This window comes from Arthrobacter gengyunqii (genome assembly GCF_023022985.1).
In the GTDB taxonomy this organism is placed as follows: Bacteria; Actinomycetota; Actinomycetes; order Actinomycetales; family Micrococcaceae; genus Arthrobacter_B; species Arthrobacter_B gengyunqii.
The window spans coordinates 2887692-2909111 of record NZ_CP095461.1 but is presented as its reverse complement, the minus strand read 5'-3'; the positions used below and the strand labels follow the sequence as shown (position 1 = coordinate 2909111).

Below are 21420 nucleotides of genomic sequence, written 5' to 3'. Positions count from 1 at the left end.
CTGAGGCGATGGTGAGGCCAATCAGCAGGCTGTAACGGTGCAGCGTGACCAGTTCGAGTGCGAGTTAGCCGCGGGAGTGGGCTGAGGTCGACCAGGTGCTTGTATTCGCGGCCTTCATTTGTCGATCTGGCCGACCAATCCCAAGCGCGACGAATCCCGCTGCGGAGGCGCTTGGCACCACCGGTTAGCGGATGGCGTCTCCGCGGATCTGAGACGCCATGTCGTTCGCGGACGCCAACAATAGCTCTGCAACTTTCTCGGTCGCCGCGTTAGGCCCGCTCGGGGTTGCGAGGCTGAGGCTTCCCACAACCCCGCCATCATCCTGCAGGAGCGGGACTGATAGGTGAGTGATGCCCGGGTCTGGATCTCCTACTGCCACCGCATACCGATTCGTGCGAATGGCACGCATGACACGTTTGATCTCTGACCATTCGGTGGCGTCGCATCCCGAGCGTTGAAACATAACTCGCACAGCCCTGACCTCTAAGAAGGAGAGGATTGCGAGCGCCGGTGCTCCGCCAAACAGCGGTGCCAGCCGGCCACGAGCGAACAGTCCCTCGGGGACTCCCGCACCCAGGCGATGCTCGTGCATGGTCATAACATGGTCGCGGAAGAGCCTGCTGACGAAGAGTGATCCTGGACCCTCAAACTGCGACGCAAGTTCCGACAGTGCGGGCCCTGCGACCCTCAGCAACGGATCCGAGAGCCTGAGCTGCCGATCGTAGTAGGCGATGCCTGGCCCCAGTAGGTAGCGTCCGGGCCAGTAGCTAAAAATCAACCCCGCCGCGGTCAGCGTCCGAAAGTGCCGGTATACCGTACTCTCCGATTGGCCTAGGACGGCACAAGCCTCCTCGACCGTCCATTCGGGACGCTCGGGAGAGAACAAACCCATGACCGACATCATCCTGTCGGAACTGGACCCATGCTGCGCCCTGCTTCGGAAATCCTCGATCACGCTTTTACTCCTTCGGGCTGCCAGCCCGTAGCCGTCCCAAGGGGGAGGAATTCGCGGATCTCATCGATAATCCGAAGTTCGCCGTCTACCACCTTGAAAACACCCAGCATATACATTGCCCCGGCGTCAGGGCGGGGCTGGTCCGCGATCGGATGAAAATCTACGACGACAAAACTCGCAGCGACACCTAGTTCCACATCTAGAACGGGGAAACGACGCTCGCGTGCGTGCGGCCGCGCAGCTCGAGTGTCATTGAGTGCAGACGCACAGGTGTGCACTTTTCCATCCGGCGACAGCAGCGTGCGCAGCGTGTTCGTCGTCTTTGCGCCGTTATCGTATTTGTCGCACCGATAGTTGAATCGGGGGATGAGGCCGTCACTCTGCTCCAAGCCTTCCCAGTAACGGTTTGCGGCGTCACGCAGCCCGTCGCGATCGACGCGCCGCTCCGGCGGCACCACTGCGGAATAGATGATGTCCGGTCGCAATAACTGCTGGACATCTGCAAAGTGTCCGTTCGAGTCCGATCCGACGATTGATTCCGCCTCGGTGATGACACCATCACGCACTGCGATTCGCTGGGCGAACGGTCGTTCCCTGCCGCTCACGACGGCAACACCCATGCAAACAGCCTGTCCGGTGAGCTCGTCGGCGAACGCAATGATCCCCTCGAAGCGAGGTGCCTGGAGCCAGATCCCACCGCGCGTCGGGACAAACGCACCGTTCTCGGTGCAGCGCAAGTCGTCCGCCAGCAGAAGTCCGCTCGTATTGCCGGTGGTTACCGCTGCCAGATAATCATCGAGAAGTGCCAATAGGCTGCTCTTGTTCATCAGGCGACCCCCACTGGTTCATGCCCAAAGTGCGTGCGGCCGTAGTTGATCGCGGCGCTGTCGGACTGATGAGCGAGGTGGCCGCGGAGCACCCCCACGTTGCGCCAGTACCGTCCGAGCATCGAGTCGCTCCGTGACGCTGACGAGCCGACCGTGCGGAAGATAATGTCGACGGCTTCGTGCGCCATATGGACCGTCTGCAACACGGTCAATGTGAGTCGGCGTGCTGCGTCTTCCGGGCATGGATCTCCCGTCTGCTGACTCGTTCGCGCAACCGCCATGTAGTCGGTCGCTGTCTGCAGCAATGCCGCGCGGGCGGTGTCGACCAGCGCTCGGGCGCGCCCGAAGTTGAGTTGGTACTCCGCGAGTTGATCTCGCGCGGCACCGGCTGGAGTGTTCGCCTTACGGGTGAGGAAGCTCTCTTCGTAGAGATCCATTGCGCCCTCCGCGGCACCGACGACGACCGAAGCCGACTCCATAATGATGAACGGGCGAGCGGGGCCGCTGAAGAGCGGGCTGTCACTGTAGGCCTCCGGCAACGGAAGGACTTGTTTATGCGGGAAAACCTTCACGCGGTGCGCGGGAACAAAGACGTCTTCGAGCACGACGCGGTTGGATCCCGTGCCCTGCATGCCGATGACATCCCAATTCTTCACGATCTCGTAGTTGGATCGTTCGAATAGTCCCATTCGAACGGGTGATCCGCCGGGTGCCGTGTCGTTGTCGACGAACGCGAGGAGGATATGAGTCGCATGTTCACAGCCGGATGCGTAATCCCAGGCCCCGCTCACCCGGTAGCCGCCGGGTTCGGCAACGCCGCGACCCTGCGGGGCAGCGACTTCCGGTGCGCGGAAATCGCCGAGCTCACCGTAGGCCTCCACCTGCGCATGCAGGGGGAAGGATGACAGTTGGTGCACATGTCCCAGTACGAGCGAGAGTACCCATCCTGTTTCGGGGCAGCCGCGGGAGATCGCCATCGTCAGTCGCACATAGGTGGGAAGGTCGAAACCATACCCCCCGAACGTGCGGGGCTGGATCACTCGGTAGAACCCCGAGTTCACGAGAACGGCGTTCGTCTCGGCCGAGATGTTGCCACGGGCCTCAGTCTGCGCCTGCTGCTCGCGAAGCAGCGGTCGTAGGTCGTCTGCCCGTCGCAGCAGCTCTTCCGACGTCAGGTTCGGCTCCGGGGGAGCGATCGTCGAGGTGCTGCTCCCGCTGATCGGAGGCGCAACGGGAGCGTGGTCGGTCATGGCAGCTCTCCCGCGGTGATGCGCTGCACCGCACGCATCGCAGCTTCCGTCTCAGCGCGCCGGGAATTCTCGAGGAACAGCCGGCCCGGGTCGATCTCTTGCGGTGCAGGGTTTTCAGCCAGGATCGACGCGAAATGTGCCGCCAATTCGTCCCCAAATTCAGCGTGGGAAAGGATGTATCCCTTATTGAGAATGATGCCCTCGACCACCGCTTCGCCCACATCACGGGGATCCATGCCCGCCTCGTCGCCCGGCACCACCGGCCCGCCCGCCGCCGCGGATGTCGGACGATCGACCAGAAAGCGCTCGTGCCGGTTCTCTTCGGAGACCAGGATCCGGCTGCGGGTCAGCCCCGGGTAGAGAACGGACACGCCCACCCCGCGCGGCGCGAGTGTCAGACGCAATGAGTCGCTCATGCCCCGCACCGCGTACTTCGACGTCGCATAGATGAAGTTATTCGCTGTGGGGAGCAGTCCCGCCATCGACGAAGTTGTCACAATATGCCCCTCCCCCCGACGCAGCATCTCGGGAAGGAACGACATGACCCCGTTAATTACACCGCCGAGGTTCACCGCCAGCACCCAGTCCCAGTCGGCGTAGGCGACCTCGTCGACCGTGGGGTTGATCCCAACGCCCGCATTGTTGACAAGGATGTCGCAGCGGCCGTAGACCTCAAGGGTATGCTTGGCGGCCGCAGCCATGGCATCCCGGTCGGCGACGTCGACAGCGATCGTGGAGACTTTCCCCCTGCCGGCGAGCCTTTCGCTGGCCTCGGCGAGGTGATCCTCGCGCAGGTCGGCCACCATCACGGCCACCCCGCGATCGAGGAGCCCCTCAACAATGCCCAGCCCGATCCCGCTGCCGCCACCGGTGACGAATGCGACTCGGCCCTTTAGATCACGCATCGATGTTCTCCCTCAACCGTCCCGTCACGCGCCGACAGGGGCGGGCTCGTCCAAGGAGCTGTCTGCAGGCCAGCTCTTGATCTCAGGGAGACACTTATCTGCGAAGAGATTCATGTTGCGACGTGCCTCTTCGCGGGGCATGCCCCCGAAGTGGAAGTGGGGGAAGAAACCCTGGAGGTTGGATTCCTGCTTCAGGCGATCCAGAATCTCCAGAATCTCGGTGGGATTGCCCGCGGGCATCACTGTGCCCATGTTGTCGGCCATCTCATCGATTTTCTCGGGCGAGATCCGCATGCCCTGGTAAAACTCGTTGCCCTTGGTGGTACCGAAGTCAGCTTGGTCCATGCCGTAGTTACGGACGGCAGCCCGGAAATTCACCCGGTGGTACTCCCGTGAGAGTTCCTTCGCGCGGTCGCTGCTCTCGTCGACGAAGATCGTGCCGGACAGGAGCGGTGCCGGTGCCTTCTTGCTCTCTCCGTGAGTGGCGTCCCACACCTTGTGGTAGGTGTCGAAGTCGACGCCGAGGTTGGAGCGGGGCTCAGGGTTGATGATCATGATCCCGATCCCCAGCTCGGCGACCGTCCGCACGGACTGCGGCGAGCCGGCAGATCCGAAAATCCGCCCTTCGAAGCTGCGGTAGGGGCGGGGGCGCAATTCTCTGCGGGGCTGCTTTGTAATCTCCCCGCCTTCGATGACGCCCGTCTCGAGTGCCTCGATGATGAGCTCCGCGTGTTCGCGGTAGAGCTCGCGTGTCTGGTTGATGTCGACGCGTAAGCCGTCGTACTCGTTCTTGCCCAGACCGCGACCGAAGCCCAGGACGAGGCGACCCTCGGTGACGTTGTCGAGCCAGAGCGCCTGCTCGGCGACGCGCACGGGGTCGTTCCACGGGAGCACTACAACCTGGGTGCCGAGTTTGACGTGGCGGGTACGGCCGGCGAGGTAAGCAAGTGACTGGAAGGGCGATGGCGAGATCGAGTAGTTCGTGAAGTGGTGCTCTGTCACCCAGATGGACTGGAAGCCGAGGTCTTCCGCCTCTACCGCCATGTCCAGATCTTCCTTCAGGAAGGTGGTGTCATTAACGTCGTTTCCGCTTTGGTGCTGGAAGCCTGTGGCGAAACCTACATGCATGTTTTTCTCCTCGTGATCGCCGTTGATCGCACCACTTTTCGCGGCACATGTGAGGACACTACACTGTCATATTGTGACAATCAATGTCTTTTTGAAATCGACTGTCACCGGGTGGTCGTTACTGGATTGCGCCGCCGAGCTGTGCCGCACGTGGGCGCAACGGGGCATGCGCCCGTTCGATGTGCGCGCGTAGAAGATTGCCCGCCTGCTCGGCGTCACGTGCCAGAGCAGCGTCAAGAATCGCGTGGTGCTCCGCATTGGCAGCCCCGTTGAGGTCATCATCGTGAGTTGTCGTCCAGTGCCGGTATAGCTCGGCCACGTCGCGCAGCCGAGCTGCCACACCCAGAAGTCGACCGTTCGGGCACCCCTCCAGCAGCGTCTGATGAAAGGTCGCATGAGCAATCGTCCAGGACTCGGACAGGAAGTCGGAAGAGCCAACATGCCGGGGTGTGCGATCCAGCATGTGCAGGGCTGCAATGCACGAACCCTCCCATGAGATGTCGCCGTGGCGGATGGCATGACGCAGCACGGTCACCTCGATCTCCATTCGTGCCTCAACCAAGTCCCGGAGGTCCTCATTCGAAACAGCGATGACGCGGAAGCCCTGCTGGGCGATCGACTCGGCCAGACCTACCTCACTCAGCCGCTGGAGAGCTTCCCTCAGTGACCCGATCGAGCACTGGTACCGCTCCACAAGTTTCGTGAACTGCAGGCGACTGCCGGGCTCAAAAAACCCGCCCAAAATGTCCGCACGAAGGGCGTCGAAGATTACGGCGCTGCGTGTGGTAGCCGGAGGGGGGATGTCGTTCATGAGGGCTCCTTCTTCACGATTCATCGATTGTATCGATGTCATCTTCGGTCGATCGTATCGGCAATCAACCGTTAATTTCGAAATTCTATTGATAAGTCGTTATTCATATGGTTCGCTGTGCAGACGAGCAGCGTCGCCGTAACCAAGGAGTCAAGCAAGATGTCCTCGCACCCCTTCTCTTCCTCGCCCAGCTGCCACCTCATCGGTGGCGTTTGGCGCTCCATCGGTCCTATTCGTGAGTCCCTTAATCCCGCAACCGACCAAATACTGGGCCAGTACCACGATGGCGGTCACGAAGCGGCGGTGGAGTCGATTGCCGCCGCTGACCAGGCTTACCGGAGCACCTCCTGGCGTTCGGACCGAGCGGCACGGGCACGCGCACTGTGGGACCTCTCGCTGGCACTGGAGAAGAACCTTGACAAGATTGCGCTGGCGATCACCCTCGAAAACGGCAAGCCGCTCGGCCAGGCACAGTTCGAGCTGAGCATCGCGGCGCCCAAGCTGCGATACTTTGCCGGGCTCGCGTTGACTGACCTCGGCGCGGCCGCCGAGACTGCCGGTGGAGTATCGGTGCTGCTCCGGGAACCCGTCGGGGTGGCCGGAGTGATCGTGCCGTGGAATTCTCCCGCGATTCTCGCCATTCGTTCCATTGCTCCCGCGCTGGCGGCGGGCTGTACAGTCGCCGTCAAGATGCCCGCGCAGACCGCGTTAACCAACGCGCTGATCGCCGACCTGTTCGCTCAGGTTGAATCGCTCCCGCCGGGCATCGTGAACTTCTTCACCGAGTCCGGGGACGAGGGCGCCAAAGAGCTGGTCTCCAGCCCCAAGGTCGGTGTCGTCAGCTACACCGGCAGCTCCGCCGTCGGCGCACGCATCATGGCCGACGCCGCGCCCCTGCTCAAGCGGGTATCGCTCGAGCTCGGCGGAAAGACGCCGATGATTGTCTTCGATGACGCGGACCTCGACGTCGTCGTGCCCACGCTCACTGCGGGGGTTACGACGTTCGCGGGCCAGTTCTGCATGACTGGCAGCCGAGTGATCGCGCACGCCTCGATCGCGGACGAACTGCGGGACAGGCTTTCCGCCTCTCTCTCGGCCGTTCGCATCGGCGCCGGCATCGAACCCACCACTGACATGGGCCCTTTGATAGACCACTCCTCGGTGCGGCGCGTCGATGACCTCGTGCTGAGTAACGCGGCCGAGGTCATCCTCCGCGGCGGTCCCACCGAGGGGCCGGGCGCTTTCTACCGACCCGCGCTGCTCGGCGTGCAGGATCTGAGCTCCCCGCTGATCCAGGAAGAGCTGTTCGGTCCCGTCGCCACCTTCGAGACCTTTAAAGACGAAGAAGAGGCGATTGCACGGGCGAATGCCACCCAATACGGACTCTCGGCATCCGTGTGGACGACCGACGGTGCCCGCTCGCTGCGGGTATCGATGGCTGTCGAGGCCGGCACGGTGTGGACCAACGCGTGGGCGCAGATCTTCGACCAGTTCGAAGAGGGAGGCTACAAGCGAAGTGGGCTTGGCCGGCTTAACGGCCCAGGTGGCCTAGCCGAGTTTCAGGAAATCAAGCACGTCTATCGCTCCGCGTCGTGAGCGCGCCATCTGCAACGTCAAAGGGGTCAGCTATATGAACACCGAGAACCGCGTCGAACTCGTGGAGAACGGGAATGCCGGGATTCTGCGCGAAACTTCCGTCTCACACATCGGCTTTCGAGTGCCCGATGTTGCGGGGGCAGAAGATTTCTACACGACGGTGCTCAGCCTGGTGCGCCAGGATGAGCTACCGGGCGGAGGCGTACGGCTGGGCTGGGGCACGGGACACCACGTCCTCGACCTGACACCCGGTGATCCGGGGCTTGACCATTTCGGGTTCGAAGTCAGAGATGCCGGGGGTATCGCCGGCATCCGGCAGCGCCTGACCGACGCCGGGCTCACCTTCGCCTCGCTCGATCAGGGATTCATCGACGCGCCGGCGGGCTCGGCCGAGGGGATTTCGGTACTCAACCCTGACGGCGTGGCCGTGCACTTCCACTCACCAGTCCGGCGCCAGGGGGAGGGTGTCGCCGATCCCGGGCGCCGGCCCATCAAGTTTCAGCACACGACCATCGGCACTGCGGATGTGCAGGGCATGGTCGACTTCTTCGCCAACATCATCGGTTTCCGCTTGAGCGACCAGCTCGCTGATGGACGGTTCTGCTGGCTGCGCAGCGACCGCGATCACCACACCCTGGCGATCGTAAACGTCGGAAGGGCCGGGATCCTCGATCATTACTCCTACGATCTCGCTGAATGGGAGGACTTCAAGGCCTGGTGTGATCGGCTCACCGAAATCGGCGTCCGAGTGCAGTGGGGCCCCGGGCGCCATGGTCCGGGAAACAATCTGTTCGTGTTCTTCGACGACCCGGCCGGCAACCACATCGAACTGTCCGCCGAGATGGAGAAGTTCTACGACGAGAAGGTGGATTATGTTCCACGCAAGTGGCATCCGGTTCCGGAGAGCGTCAACCTGTGGGGCGGGCAGTTGCCCAGCTGGCGTACGACCAGCGAGAGCAGCGGCTTACCGGCGGGGACGAACCGATGAAGTTCATCTCGTATCGCGACGGAGGGACCGCACGGATCGGGGTCCTCAACAACGACACAGTCACCCCGTTCGCAGACGCGTTGCTCACCGTGCGTTCCGGTGCCGACGCACTTCGGAGAGCGGAAATCGACGATACGAAGCGGGTGCCGCTTGCGAGCGTCTCGCTCCTGCCATCGAGCCCGGATCCGCGCAGAATTTTCTGCGTGGGCCTGAACTATCGGGATCACATCGCCGAGACCAAGCGGGATCTCCCCACCTACCCCGTGTTGTTCTCGAAATTTGCGTCAAACCTCATCGGGGCGAGCGACCCAATCCAGCTGCCGGTTGAGTCGCAGCAAGTCGATTGGGAAGGTGAGCTCGCCGTCGTCATCGGCAAGGCTGGTCGTCGCATCAGCGAAGAAGATGCCTTCGATCATGTCCTCGGATTCACGGTCGCCAACGACGTTACGATGCGCGACTTCCAGTACAAGACGCATCAATGGCTACAGGGCAAGGCATGGGACAACTCAACCCCACTTGGCCCCTGGATTGTCACGCCAGATGAGGTTGCGTTGGCTGACTCGGGGATTCGCACCACTCTGAACGATGTTGTGGTGCAGGAGTCCACACTGTCTCAGCTGGTTTTTGACGTTCCTCGGCTAATCGCGGAGCTGTCCGCATTCACCGTCTTGGAACCCGGCGATGTCGTCCTAACTGGGACTCCCGGCGGAGTAGGTTACCGCCGTGATCCGCAGGTCTTCCTCAAACCTGGCGACCGGATCGCCGTCGAGATTGATGGCGTCGGACGCATTGAAAACTCTGTCATCGCGGAGACGGTAGGGCTGAAGGAAATGAAACACGAATTCCATCTGTGACGAAGCGCCACTGAACTTACCGGAACAACGCTGCTCGCAACGTCGCGAGAAGCGAACGACCAGCAGGAGAACGATGAACATGAATAATCACCGACACAACCTCCGAAGTGGAGCCGCTGTCGCCGCGATGGCGCTCTGTGTCCCGCTCTTGGGTGGCTGTTCGACCGCGACGGAAGCATCGGGCCTCGATGACACAATCACCTTCGCTTACCCGGCCATAGCCAACTCCAATACCTGGGAGACGATGGCCGAGAGCTACGAGGAGCAAACCGGCGCTAAGGTCGAGGTTGAGGCGATCCCCATTGACGGCTACAACTCTGCGCTGAGCACCCGGCTGCAGGGCGGCAACGCACCGGACATGTTCCTGACCGAGCCGGGCACCAACGGGGTGGGTACAGGTGTCACCACGCTCGGGGAAGCAGACCTTCTCGGCGAAGTCACTGGAGCAGCCACCGATCTCATCAACCCGGACGAGCTCGCCGCATACTCGGTGGACGGAAAGGCATATGGCTTTCCGCTGTGGACCGTCCCGAAGACCGCGGTGACTATCGACTCGAACCTAGAAGCCCTGGGTGGCAAATGGCCGGAGACGATCGACGAGATGCTGGCGATGTGCACGGCAGCCAAGGGCCAGAACCTGTCGTTCACGCTCGGACAGTTCGGCAACCCGTTCACCGCGGACGGACAGACGCTGTTGGTAGCAACTAGTTCGGTCTATGCGAAAGACCCCGACTGGGATGAGAAACGTGCGCGCAACGAGGTCACCTTCAGCGACACCGAGGGTTGGCACTACGCGTTGCAGACCGTCTCTGACATGTTCAGCGCAGGTTGTTACCAGGATGGCGCTGAGGCAGCAGCCGGCGAGTTCCTTGCAGATGTGATGGCGGGCGTCACGCCTCCTCTCGCGTCGCTCAGCACCGGTGAGGCCGACATCTGGAAGGTTCTTGCCGATGCCCTTCCTGCCGAGGGATTTTCGGTGCAGGCCTTTCCCGGCCAGACGGCCGAGAACCGTCGTGTCATCAACTCGGTGAAGTACACGGTCTCATCCAGCGCGGCGAGCGAGAAGGACGAAGCGATCCAGGCCTACATCGACTGGCTGGTGGAACCGTCGCAGCGTCAGCAGATCGCCGAACTCACGGGCGGAATCCCCGCCGGGGAGCTGAATGAAGAGACGTTGCCGGAGGTGTACGCACCTATCGGGAAGTTCGTCACGGATGACCAAGTCATCTCCGAGCCCGGTCTGGGAATCTGGCCGGACGCAGTTCTGCAGGCGATGCAGGAGGGCGTTCCCGGGCTGTTCACGGGCCAGAAGACGGTGGATCAAATCCTCGGCGACATGGACGCGGCTTTCGACGCATGAAAACCATGACCTCAGGCAAGACCACGTCGGAGCAGGACGAGCCCGAGAAACATCCTGCCGAGATTGTGAGGCCGCTGCGGCTGTCGAACGGGCGGCCACTGATCGCCTTCGGGCGTTGGTGGTGGGCGGCGCCGGGCATGATCTTGGTCTTTCTCATCCACTTCGTTGCGACGCTTACGGGCGGCTACTTTGCGTTCACTGACTACACCGGCATCGGCTCATTCCAGTTCATCGGGCTCGCCAACTTCGTGCGGATTGCCCAAGATCCCGCAGTCGTCGGTGTGATCGGTACCACCATCTTCTATGCATTGATACAGATGGTCGGAACCACCGTTCTCGGGCTGCTCTTTGCCCTGGGTTTGAACCGCGGACTGAAATCGCGCCATGTATTGCGCGCACTGGTCTTCCTTCCACTGGCGCTCAGCCCCCTGGCTGTCTCGTACATCTGGAAGTACGTCTTTCAATACGACGGTCTACTCAATGAGTCCTTACTCCAGTTGGGATTGGGTGACCTCCGCCGCACGTGGCTTGGCGACCCCGATACCGCGCTCTGGACCGTCGCGGTGGTGATCCTATGGCAAGGGACCGGGTTGGCGATGGTCATCTTCCTGGCAGGGCTTTCCAGGGTTTCGCCGGAGGTCGAGGAGGCTGCCGCACTCGACCGCGCGAACCAGTGGCAAAAGTTTTGGCATGTAACCCTCCCCGCGCTTCGCCCATCGATCGGGATCGTCACGATGCTGGGTCTCATCTTCGGTTTGCGTCTGTTCGACCCAATTCTTGCTATGACCGGCGGGGGACCCGTTAATTCCAGCAAGAACCTCGCCCTGCTCGTGTACCAGGAAGCATTTTCCCGGGGGAACTTCGGGTATGGTGCGGCGCTATCGATGGTACTGACCGTGATTATCCTCTTCTTCGCGATTCTCCAGCAGTTCATCACGCGAAACCGGGACGTCTAGGAGCGTCATGAATCGATATACACGGCTCACATTCCTGCGCGAGATCCTCATGATCATCGCGACCGCCATCTTTGTCCTCCCGCTTTACCTCCTGATCGTGGGATCGCTGAAGTCGACGTCGGAGATGTCGACTTCGTCCGCGATTGCACTTCCCTCGCACCTGGAGTGGTCAAACTTTATTGAAGTGCTCACGACCACCGGCAAGAACAGTGTGGTCATCGGCTTTATCAATAGCGTGATCATCACGGGCGTAACCCTGGTTCTGCTGATTCTCCTCAGTTCGATGACGGCCTATGTCATCGTTCGTTCCACCCGAAGGTGGGCGAACATCGTCTTCTACCTCTTTCTCGTCGGAATCATCCTGCCGACCCAGCTGGGAATCGTGCCGCTCTACCTCGGGGCGCGCGCGCTCGGACTCTCCGGTTCGCTTGTGGGCCTGATCATCATCTATACGGGCACCTTCCTCCCGCTGAGCGTCTTCCTCTACGCGACCTTCTTCCGCAGCCATCCGCGGGACTATGAGGAGGCCGCTGCTCTTGACGGTGCGGGTCCGTTCCGGGCCTTCTGGCACGCTGTGCTTCCGTTGATGGGTCCAGTGACGGCGACGGTGGCAATCCTCTCCGGACTCGTAGTGTGGAACGACTTTTTCACGCCGCTAATTTTTCTGGGCGGATCGGACTATCCGACACTCCCCGTCGTTATGTACGAATACATCGGAGGCCTCAATTCAGCCTGGAACAAGATCTTCGCAGTCGTGATCGTTGCGCTCATCCCCATCATGATCTTCTACATGGTGACCCAGAAGAGGCTGATGCAGGGCTTCGCGGGTGGGACCAAAGAGTGAGAGCCAGCTTGGAAACTGCATGCCAATGCCCTTAATAGACGAATCCGGATCGGTGGACACATGTACGGAATAGGAATGGAAGCTTTCGCGCCGAAGGCGGTCTCAGAAGAGGTGCTGGCGTTCAACTCGAAGTTCGCCGAGCTTACTGGCAACCTTCCCGGCATTTGGGAAATCGGGTTGGACAAAGCGCGGGAGGGTGGCTTCAAGCCGGCGGCCCGGGTCTCTGCGAAAGCATACGATGTGGAAATCGGAGATGGTCGCACGCTGCACGTTGTGCCGAGTGCGAATCCGCGCGCAGTCCTGATGCACATCCATGGCGGGGGGTTCGTGCTCGGTGGAGCGAATCAACAGGACGCGGTGCTGGAACGGATCGCCGACACGGTGGGAGTGACCTGCGTGAGTGTCGGCTATCGGCTCGCACCTGAGGACCCCTATCCAGCGGCGTGGGATGACTGCGAAGCGGCCGCTCTCTGGCTGTTGGAAAACTCCACAACTGTCTTCGGTGCTCCGACCACGCTTATGGCTGGCGACTCCGCAGGGGCTTTGCTGGCGGTTGCAACTTTAATCCGCCTGAGGAATCGAGGCCTGGGTTCACATATCAAGGGCGTTTCCCTTGGATTCGGTGTGTACGACTCGTCAATGACGCCAAGCCAGGTTCTTGCCAAAAGCGGAGTCCTCACAACGGAAGACATTGCGCGCAATGTCGCCGCGTATGCCCCTGATGCCGCACTCCACCAAGCATCCGAGGTGTCTCCGCTCTATGCCGATCTGAAGGACCTGCCGGCTGCCTTGTTCACGGTCGGAACGCTCGATGCAATGCTCGACGATTCCATGTTTATGTACTGCCGATGGCTCGCAGCGGGCGGCCGCGCACAGCTCGCGCTTTACCCTGGTGCCGACCATGCGTTCACTGAAAGTCCGCACCCACACGCGAAAACTGCGAACGCCCGGATTGATGAGTTCCTGACCGAGTGCCTGGAACGCGGATGAAGAGCCCAACCCTTGGTGGGGTCGTGCCCACGCCGCTGAAGAGGAACCAATCCATAAGAACGATCATGTCCTTAATGCCGGGACGAGGAAGAGAAGTCCAAGATGACTGAGACACGTACCCCCATAAATCCCCTTCAGTTTCGCGAGGTGATGGGTAACTACCCGACTGGGGTTGCTATCGTCACTGGCGTCGCGGACGACGGCTCGTCCGTAGGTATGGTGGTCGGCACGTTCACCTCCGTATCCCTCGACCCCCCGCTGGTGGCATTTCTGCCGGCCACGTCCTCCGCGACGTTTGCTCGGCTAAGAACCGCGGAATCCTTCTGCATTAACGTCCTGGCTCATGACCAGGTCGAATTGTGCCGGATCTTCTCCGGCGCCGGAGAAGACAAGTTCTCACGCGTGGATTGGGCTCCCTCCCCACTCGGCGTGCCGACCCTGACTGGCGCGGTGGCGCACATACATTGTGCGCCGCAGGAGGTTATAGATGCCGGCGATCACTTCATTCAGCTTTGCCAAGTGGACTCCCTGGAAGTTAATCGACAGGTGACACCGCTCTTGTTTTTCCAGGGCGGGTATGGAGGCTTCTCTCCGCGCAGCATGACGGCTGCCGGTGACTCTGATCTTATCGTTGGGGTGCGTCTCGCCGCGTTGGCAACGCCGCAGATCGAACTGCTGGCGGCATCGCAGCGCTGTGAGGCGGCTGCACTCGTGGTGGTAAACGATGACGAACTGACTACCGCAGCAACGGCGTATGGTGGTGATGCGCAGATGCTCGAGAGGCTCGGTGAGCGGCTGCCCTTGAAACCGCCGATGGGCGAGGCATACATCGCCTGGGCTCCGGACGACATCGTCGAGAGGTGGCTCGGGAACGCCGTGCGTGACCCTGAGCTCGTACAGACCTATCGTCGCCGTTTGGCGACTCTGCGTGATCTGGGGTTCGCCGCGTCGCAAATACAACCGGAGGACAGCGTGCGACTCAACGCGCTGATCGCGGAACACCGTTCGCCCGGGCTCACGCCCGTCCGCGAAAGAGCATTGTTGGCTGAGCTGGCCGAACTCACGCACTCGTTCCACATCGGTGAGTTCGATACTGACCGCCGGTACAACATCGGAGCTCTCTTGGTCCCGGTGTTTTACCCCGACGGCGACATCGCCATTTTGCTGAGACTCGCGCAACTTCCACAAGACGTCCCCGGGTCAGTCGTCGAGGGTTGGATCCAGGAGATGCGCATCGCTGCCGAAGCAGTCCAAGCAAAGCTCGTCGACCTGAGTCCGCCTCTCGAGGGTTGAGGACCCAAAATGAGCCTGCCATCTGAGTCCAGCCCGCCGACGAGGACTTGGGGTTCCAGACGCTACACGAAATAGGGAACGTTGCTCAGCGGCGTCGAGGTCAGAGGCCGCTGAGCGGCGAGCGGCGACTCAAGCGATTGCGCGGAGTCTGAGATGGCTCGGCTACGTAAAGAGATCGAATTCAGATTTAGTGTTTAATTTTATCGCTCAACTCATTGGAAATGCCGTCCTCCGTGAAAGCTTCGGAGGGTGGCATTTTCGTTTTTGGGGTCCCCTTGTTCCGCCGCTCCTTTATGAGCATTCCTGGTACGTGTATTTGAGCACGGCGAGGGTCATTCACTGACCTGCGATTCGATTGATCGTTGTGAGAAGAGCTTTGAAAGTCTTCTGTCCCTGCGGAGTGAGTCTGACCAAGGTAGTGCCGTAGCGGGAGCGGCGTTCTTTGGTCACTTCGACCAGCCCCCGTTCCTCGAGGTCACGGATGATTTTCGAGAGGTCAGGTGACGACAGGCCGGTTGTTTGCTGCAGCGAAGAGTAGTCCGCTTGCTCCACTTGGTTTAGATGCGCCATGGTGACGAAGCGCTTCGGGGCGACCAGGTGCGCGTCGAGTTCGGTGTGGACCATGGATGCCTCAGCGGCGGATCAACAGGATGATGTAGAACGTCAGCCAGGATGCTGGTGCGAGGCCGGCAAAGAGGAAGGCTTCAGGGAAGGGGATCGTCTCCCCGTGCGTGATGCCTCTCCAGACGGGGATGAGTAACCATACGGTGAAGGCTGAGATGGCGATGGTCAACTTGAGGCGAGGCTCGTTCGGCCGTGACAGGCGGCTTGCGATCCAGCGATGTGAAGTGATCAGTGCGCAGAGGGTGGGGATGATTGCCCACCAAGGATGACCGCTCAGGGCAATCAGCCCTGCGGCAAGCGAACAAGCGACTGTCGCTGCGGTGCTTACGTGGTCACTGGCAGCGAATTGGCGCTCGGGTCTTTTCGGGATGGAGGAGAGGAGGCGTCGGGCCTGATCGGGTGTAGCGATTTGCGGGTCCTGAGGGTCAGCGGGCAACTCAGTGTTCATATTTCGATACTTGCAACGACTTGCAGTATTTGCAAGTAGTGGCGATGGAGGGTGCTTCTGCGCGGCGAGCCAAAAGAGAACTCACGGCTGTCGATGCCCGGCAGGGACCAAAGGCTTGATGAGGGCTCCTGCTAGCCTCGCTTCATGCCCAATACGTCGACACGAACCCCCAAGACCGCTGAAGGGGAGCGCGTACTGATCCTGTCCGCAGGCGTGGGTGCCGGGCATAACAGCGCCGCAGCGGCGGTGCAGCAGGCGTGCGCCGCGCGTGCCGACGTCGCCGAGGTCCAGGTGTTGGACGTGCTGCAGGTCAGCAGCGTGCTCTACCGGGCACTGCTAAACAAGGGCTACTTCGTCCTGGTCGAGGGCTTGCCGTGGCTGATCGACTGGGGCTACGACATCAGTGACCGTCCTTTCCGGCGCCGGGGCCCCATGGACCCCTGGACACGGATGAACTCCGTTCCGGTCATTGATGCCATTAAGCGGTTCCGGCCGACCGCGATCGTGTGCACGCATTTCCTGCCCGCCCAGCTGCTGGCGTCGCTGCTCCTTCGCGGCGTGACCAACGCGAGGACCGCCGTCGTCACGACGGACTATGACTTCCAAGGGCTGTCCCTTACCGGCGCGTTCCATGCTCTTTTCCTGGCCCGGGAGGAGGGGAGGGTGGAACTGATGGCGCTAGGCCTGCCCTCCGATCGAGTTGCGGCTCCGGGGATTCCCATCGCCTCACAGCTGAAGGGCGCGCCCTCCCGCGACGCAACCGAGCCCCCGATGCTGCTGATCTCCGCAGGCGCGTCCGGCGGCGACTACGCCGCCGCGGTGGTGCGGCAGACGCTGCACATGCGCTCGCCGTTCACGGCGACGGTTGTGTGCGGACGAAACGATGCCCTGCGGCAGCGTATCGAGCATCTGGTGGCACCCGCCGGAGACCGCTACCGCGTGCTCGGCTTCACAACGGAGATGCCGCAGCTGCTGCGCCGCGCCGACCTGTTTGTGGGCAAGCCTGGCGGGTTGTCAGTGTCGGAGTGCATGGCTGCCGGCCTGCCCATGGTGATGGTGAACCCCATTCCGGGGCAGGAGGTCCGCAATGGCGACTACCTGTTGGAACAGGGGGCGGCGATCCGCTGCAACACTTCAGCGACAATTGGCTGGAAGATCGACGAGGTGCTGCGCGAGCCGGGTCGCCTGCAGCAGATGCAGGCCGCGGCGCAAAGGACGGGCCGACCTGAGGCTGCGGCAAATGTGCTGTCACGGCTGCTGGACGGGCCGTCCCGTCCGCTGGTGGTAACCCGCGCGGCGCAGAAGACAATCCTCTCCGCCAGTGAGGATCGCGTTGTCGCGACGGATCTGAGCGGACCATCCGCGCTGGTCCGGTTGATCGACTCGGCTACGGGCAGCACGGTCGCTCTGCTGCAGGCCGCGGAGCTGGAGGATTTGCAGAAGCGGTACGGGGCCCCGGACGGGGGCCTGGTGCTGCGGCGCAGCCAAGCGTTCAGGTCGCTTAGGTGGGAGGAGCGGCGGTTGCTCCGCGCCATCCTGCGGCAGGATGACACGCTGTCTGTCCGCGTCCAGAGATCCCGTCCTCATCGGATGGTTCCGCAGAGCGCCTCAACCGGACCGCGTCTGCCCAGCTGACCGGGCTGTGCTGGCCGGCGAGCAGGGCCCAGTCGCCGGCGCGGGGGAACCAGCGCTGGGTGTCCGGATCGCGCTGCAGTGTGGGACCCGCATCCAGGGAAACCCGCACAGCTGTCTCCGTGCCGGGCTGCAGCCTCACCTTTTGGAAGCCCAGGAGCTGAGCGACCGGCCTGGGGACTGACACGTCTGCGGCGTAGACCTGAACAACAGTGGAGCCCTTGCGGTTGCCCGTGTTCGTTACGAGCACGTCAGCGGTGCCGCCCGTGTCGTCGAAGCGATGCTCGAGAAGACGGTGCTCGAACGTGGTGTAGCTCAAGCCGAACCCAAATGGGAACGCCGGTGTGTGTCCGTCGCCGTCGAGCCGGCGTTGACCCCACTTGTCGTCGTAGACGACGGACTTCGCGGTGCGGTCAAACGGCGGCAGATGCGCGGCGTCCGTTGGCAGCACAAACGGCAGCCGCCCGCCGGGCTCCGCAGCACCGGTCAGCACGCCTGCGAGCCCGCGTCCGCCCTCCATGCCTCCGTACCAGGCGAGGACAAGCGCGGGCACCTGGTCCCGCCATTCCTCCGTGAGGATCGCGCTGCCGCCAATGAGTACGACGACGGTCCGCGGGTTTGCAGCCACGACGGCGCGGATGAGGCGCACGTCGGAGGGACGCAGGTTGAGTGAGCTGCGGTCGCCGCCTCGGACGAAACGCGAGGCCAGGTGCGCGAGACCGGTGACGACCCGACTGAGGGCGCCCGATCCAAAGGCCGGACCGAGCACGCCCACGTTAACGCCGCCGGTGACAACGGACTCGCCCTCGTCGTGCTGGTCCAGGCCAACGACGACGATCGCTGTGTCCGCGGCGGCTGCCAGCGCGGCCGCGGCGCCTTCGTTCCGTCCTGAGGCGGTCGTGATGCGCACCCGGGGGAGCGCCTCACGCAACCCCTGCAGCGCCGAGGCCGCGGAGGGAGGCCGGACGCGTGATGAGCCGTGATCGCCAAGGTTTGCCCGTGCCGCGAGTCGTCCGATCACCGCGAGGTGGCGGGTTGCGGGAGCCAGCGGCAGGAGTGGCTCCGCGCCGCAGGTTTCATTCTTCAGCAGCACAATCGATTCTTCGGCGACCCGGCGGGCAAGCGCCCGGTGCGCCGGGGAAGCGATCAGGTCCGCGCCCGGCGTCGCCTCCTCCCGCGTTGCGGCATGGTTCAGGGCGGTGCGCAGGATGCGGCGCGCGGACTGCCGCACAGTTGCGCGGTCCAGGTGACCGCTCCGCAGCGCTGCAGGCAAAGAACGGGCGCGGAGCAGCCGCAGCGGCATCTCCACATCCATCCCCGACTGGAGACTGGTGACGGCGTCGTGGGTGCCGAACACCCAGTCGCTCGTCACGAATCCGCGAAAGCCCCACTCATTCCGCAGCACGTCGGTGAGCAGGGAGTGATTGACATCCATGTACTCGCCCCGCACTCGGTTGTAGGAACTCATGACGGAGTCGGCGCCGGCTTCCACAACAGCCTTGAAATGTGGCAGGTACACCTCGTGCAGGGCATGTTCGTCGACTGACACATCGACCTCGAAGCGCTCGTCCTCCATCGAGTTCAGCGCGAAGTGCTTCACGCACGCCATCGCGTGCACGCGCACACCCCGGGTCATCGCCGATCCCATCCGGCCGGTGAGCACCGGATCCTCCCCGTAACACTCCTGCGCCCGGCCCCACGCGGGGTGGCGAAGCAGGTTCACGCAGACGGAGGCGGAGTAGTTTGCTCCCCGCGCCCTGGTCTCCAGGCCCACCGCGATCCCGACCCGTTCCTCCAGCGACGGATTCCAGGTTGCGGCCCGCGCCATCGTCACGGGGAAGGCTGTGGAGGCGCCGATGACGACGCCGCGGCCGCCGTCGCTGAACCGGACTCCCGGGATGCCCAGCCGCGGGACCGCCCCGGCCACGAACGGCCGCCGGCGCAGCAGCATCGGGATGAGCGGGAGCAGCAGCCCGGGGGAGTCACCGTCGAGCAGCCCGAGGATCTCCGACTCCGTCATCTGGACTATGAGCTGTTCGGCTGCCTCGTCCGGATCGAGCGCGCCCTCCCGGACTGCGCGGACTGCCTCACCGTACGCGCTGGCCTCCGTAGTGATGTTCATGCACTGCATTCTCCACCCTGCGTCTGCGCGGTGCGGATTAGCCGCTCCATCCGGACCTGCACACGGGTGATCAGGCGCCGGCCCATGCGTTAGGCCTGTTGGCCTCGGCTCCAGAGAAAATACGCCTCGGCCAGCTGGTCCGGCACACCCGGTGCTGCTCCACGGATGGGGGAGACCTGTGGACGGGTGATCGTCGCGACCGCAACTATTACGTCCAGGGCAGAGAGGGCCTCCCGCACTGCACCGCGCCGCTTGAGCTCTGCGAGCAGATCGTTGAGGGCATCTACTGCGGGCTGCTGGACCTGCGCCAGAGGTGTGGCTTCCAAATCCTGGACGGCCCCGGCCTGCAGCGCGAGCCCGTCCGTTAGCGCACCGAGTTCCATTGCCGTCAGGCTGGACAGCAGGTCCTTCCATGCCGCAGCCGGATCAGTGTTCAGCGTGCTCCGGGTCTGATCCACAGCGTGGATGATCTGGTCCACAATGTCCTGGACCACGGCGTGGACAAGGTCCCCGCGGGAGGGAAAGTTTCGGTACAGGGTGGCAATCCCAACGCCGCTTGCGGCGGCTACAGCGTCGAGCGCAACATCGCCGCCCCGCTCGGCAAAAAGGTGCCTCGCATGGGTGATGATCGCTTCTCTTCGCTGCGCAGCGTCAGCTCTCATCCGCACTCCCTTCAAATTGACCTTCAGTCTAAACCGGAGGAATATCATCCGTAGAAGCGGAGGAAGTTCCTCCGAAAAGAAGAAGGATCATGACAACACAAACGCCGTCATCCGGCTCTCATCGAAAGCACGCGGCCGTTTGGGCCGGTCTAACCACCGGGCTTTCCGTCATCCTGCTGGCCCTCCTGATGCTGTTCATCTCGCCGTCGCTCCTCTCCGGACCACGGGATCTGGGTTTGGGAGTGGTAGGCCCGCAGGACCGGGCAGACTCGGTCTCGAAAACCCTGGAGGCCCAGTCGCCGGGCGCTTTCGTGGTGCAGTCCTACGAGAATGCAGAGGACCTCGAGCAGGGAATCCGTAAGCGGGAGATCGTTGGCGGATTCGACTTCACCGATCCGGATATGACCGTCTACGTGGCCAGCGCCGGCTCAACGGCCGTTTCCGGCACGGTCAGCAATGTCGGGGCTACGATGGCGGGCAGCATGGGGCAAACGGCCGAGATTGTGGACGTGGTTCCGCTTCCCTCCGGCGACCCGACGGGCGTGGGCATCGGCGGTCTGGCTTTTCCGCTGGTGTTCGGCGGCATTGTGCCGGCCGTGGCGTTCCGTTCCATGCTGTCCGGCCAGCGCTGGTGGATCTTCGCCGGCCTCACCGGTTTTTCGGTGGCCGGCGGGTTCGTGGTCGCTGCCGTATTGAAGTACCTCTTTGGCAGTATCGAGGGTCCCCTGGTCCCGGTTGCGGCAAGCGTTGCCCTCGGCATCGCAGCACTGGCCCTTCCCCTGGCCGGCCTCAATGAGTGTTTTGGCACCAAGGGGTTCACCATTGCGGCCATGTCCATGATGTTTGTGGGCAACCCCTTCGCCGGCATCTCGACCAGCGCCCAGTGGCTGCCCGCCGGGGTGGCCATGATCGGCCAGCTCCTGCCGCCCGGCGCTGCCGGCACCCTGGTCCGTTCCGTGGCGTACTTCGACGGCGTCGGCGGGGGTGCTGCGGCCCTGACTCTGGGCATCTGGGTTCTGGCGGGGATCGTGCTGTGGTTTAGCGGCCCGCGCATCTCGGCGGCCAAGGCCCGGAAAGAGGCAGCACTCGCGACGGTCTAGGATTGTGCGGGCTGGAAGGGAAGCCCCGCCTTTGGTGGGGCTTCCCTTTTGCTGCTGATGCACCACAGGCGCCGT

At 62.7% G+C, this 21420-nt stretch carries 19 protein-coding genes and 1 pseudogene; 10 read left to right on the top strand and 10 right to left on the bottom strand.

Annotation, left to right across the window (positions count from 1 at the left end; translation table 11 throughout):
• Positions 1-184: 184 nt before the first annotated feature.
• The 6 genes from MUG94_RS13275 to MUG94_RS13250 form a co-directional block, all read right to left on the bottom strand.
• Positions 185-955 carry an IclR family transcriptional regulator gene (locus MUG94_RS13275; RefSeq protein WP_227906562.1) on the bottom strand — a complete coding sequence of 257 codons (771 nt, stop codon included), beginning with the start codon at positions 953-955 and terminating at the stop codon, positions 185-187.
• Positions 952-1782 carry a DUF8021 domain-containing protein gene (locus MUG94_RS13270; protein ID WP_227906560.1) on the bottom strand — a complete coding sequence of 277 codons (831 nt, stop codon included), beginning with the start codon at positions 1780-1782 and terminating at the stop codon, positions 952-954. The genes MUG94_RS13275 and MUG94_RS13270 overlap by 4 nt, the downstream gene beginning before the upstream one ends.
• Entirely contained in the window at positions 1782-3032 is a 1251-nt protein-coding gene (locus MUG94_RS13265) for an acyl-CoA dehydrogenase family protein (RefSeq protein ID WP_227906558.1), read from the bottom strand. The genes MUG94_RS13270 and MUG94_RS13265 overlap by 1 nt, the downstream gene beginning before the upstream one ends.
• Positions 3029-3937, bottom strand: coding sequence for an SDR family oxidoreductase (locus MUG94_RS13260; protein ID WP_227906556.1), 909 nt, complete (start codon positions 3935-3937; stop codon positions 3029-3031). Before MUG94_RS13260 ends, MUG94_RS13265 begins: the two co-directional genes overlap by 4 nt.
• A gap of 24 nt (positions 3938-3961) precedes the next feature.
• The gene (locus MUG94_RS13255; RefSeq protein WP_227906554.1) at positions 3962-5065 is read right to left on the bottom strand and encodes an LLM class flavin-dependent oxidoreductase; all 1104 of its coding nucleotides are present in this window, start codon (positions 5063-5065) and stop codon (positions 3962-3964) included.
• A gap of 118 nt (positions 5066-5183) precedes the next feature.
• The gene (locus MUG94_RS13250) at positions 5184-5876 is read right to left on the bottom strand and encodes a GntR family transcriptional regulator (protein ID WP_227906552.1); all 693 of its coding nucleotides are present in this window, start codon (positions 5874-5876) and stop codon (positions 5184-5186) included.
• Between the two features lie 159 nt (positions 5877-6035).
• Here MUG94_RS13250 and MUG94_RS13245 point away from each other — a divergent pair, with 159 nt between their 5' ends.
• From MUG94_RS13245 to MUG94_RS13210, 8 genes are all read left to right on the top strand, one after another.
• Positions 6036-7472: an aldehyde dehydrogenase family protein gene (locus MUG94_RS13245; RefSeq protein WP_227906549.1), complete on the top strand. Its 1437-nt coding sequence runs from the start codon at positions 6036-6038 to the stop codon at positions 7470-7472.
• Between the two features lie 34 nt (positions 7473-7506).
• Positions 7507-8460, top strand: coding sequence for a VOC family protein (locus MUG94_RS13240; RefSeq protein ID WP_227906548.1), 954 nt, complete (start codon positions 7507-7509; stop codon positions 8458-8460).
• A complete protein-coding gene (locus MUG94_RS13235) occupies positions 8457-9314 on the top strand; it encodes a fumarylacetoacetate hydrolase family protein (RefSeq protein WP_227906547.1) in 858 nt (285 codons plus the stop codon). Before MUG94_RS13240 ends, MUG94_RS13235 begins: the two co-directional genes overlap by 4 nt.
• A 73-nt stretch (positions 9315-9387) precedes the next feature.
• The gene (locus tag MUG94_RS13230; protein ID WP_227906546.1) at positions 9388-10674 is read left to right on the top strand and encodes an ABC transporter substrate-binding protein; all 1287 of its coding nucleotides are present in this window, start codon (positions 9388-9390) and stop codon (positions 10672-10674) included.
• A complete protein-coding gene (locus MUG94_RS13225; RefSeq protein ID WP_227906545.1) occupies positions 10671-11630 on the top strand; it encodes a carbohydrate ABC transporter permease in 960 nt (319 codons plus the stop codon). The genes MUG94_RS13230 and MUG94_RS13225 overlap by 4 nt, the downstream gene beginning before the upstream one ends.
• Positions 11631-11637: 7 nt before the next feature.
• On the top strand, positions 11638-12474 hold the full coding sequence (locus tag MUG94_RS13220; protein WP_227906543.1) for a carbohydrate ABC transporter permease: 837 nt from the start codon (positions 11638-11640) through the stop codon (positions 12472-12474).
• Positions 12475-12549: 75 nt separating this feature from the next.
• Positions 12550-13464, top strand: coding sequence for an alpha/beta hydrolase (locus MUG94_RS13215; RefSeq protein WP_227906540.1), 915 nt, complete (start codon positions 12550-12552; stop codon positions 13462-13464).
• 102 nt (positions 13465-13566) lie between these two features.
• The gene (locus MUG94_RS13210) at positions 13567-14757 is read left to right on the top strand and encodes a flavin reductase family protein (protein ID WP_227906537.1); all 1191 of its coding nucleotides are present in this window, start codon (positions 13567-13569) and stop codon (positions 14755-14757) included.
• Between the two features lie 336 nt (positions 14758-15093).
• On the opposite strand, the gene MUG94_RS13205 is transcribed toward MUG94_RS13210, so the two are convergent.
• Together MUG94_RS13205 and MUG94_RS13200 are read right to left on the bottom strand one after the other, a co-directional pair.
• Positions 15094-15381, bottom strand: coding sequence for a transcriptional regulator (locus MUG94_RS13205; protein WP_227906536.1), 288 nt, complete (start codon positions 15379-15381; stop codon positions 15094-15096).
• A gap of 7 nt (positions 15382-15388) precedes the next feature.
• Positions 15389-15829 carry a hypothetical protein gene (locus MUG94_RS13200; protein WP_227906535.1) on the bottom strand — a complete coding sequence of 147 codons (441 nt, stop codon included), beginning with the start codon at positions 15827-15829 and terminating at the stop codon, positions 15389-15391.
• A gap of 144 nt (positions 15830-15973) precedes the next feature.
• Here MUG94_RS13200 and MUG94_RS13195 point away from each other — a divergent pair, with 144 nt between their 5' ends.
• Positions 15974-17464 carry an MGDG synthase family glycosyltransferase gene (locus MUG94_RS13195; protein WP_227906534.1) on the top strand — a complete coding sequence of 497 codons (1491 nt, stop codon included), beginning with the start codon at positions 15974-15976 and terminating at the stop codon, positions 17462-17464.
• A gap of 16 nt (positions 17465-17480) precedes the next feature.
• Here the strand turns inward: MUG94_RS13195 and MUG94_RS13190 are convergent.
• A pseudogene (locus MUG94_RS13190) lies at positions 17481-19412 on the bottom strand (beta-glucosidase family protein); the annotation flags it as partial.
• A gap of 260 nt (positions 19413-19672) precedes the next feature.
• A complete protein-coding gene (locus tag MUG94_RS13185; protein ID WP_227906533.1) occupies positions 19673-20245 on the bottom strand; it encodes a TetR/AcrR family transcriptional regulator in 573 nt (190 codons plus the stop codon).
• An 89-nt stretch (positions 20246-20334) separates the two neighbouring features.
• On the opposite strand from MUG94_RS13185, the gene MUG94_RS13180 reads away from it, so the two are divergent.
• Entirely contained in the window at positions 20335-21345 is a 1011-nt protein-coding gene (locus MUG94_RS13180; protein ID WP_227892230.1) for a hypothetical protein, read from the top strand.
• Positions 21346-21420 lie beyond the last annotated feature (75 nt).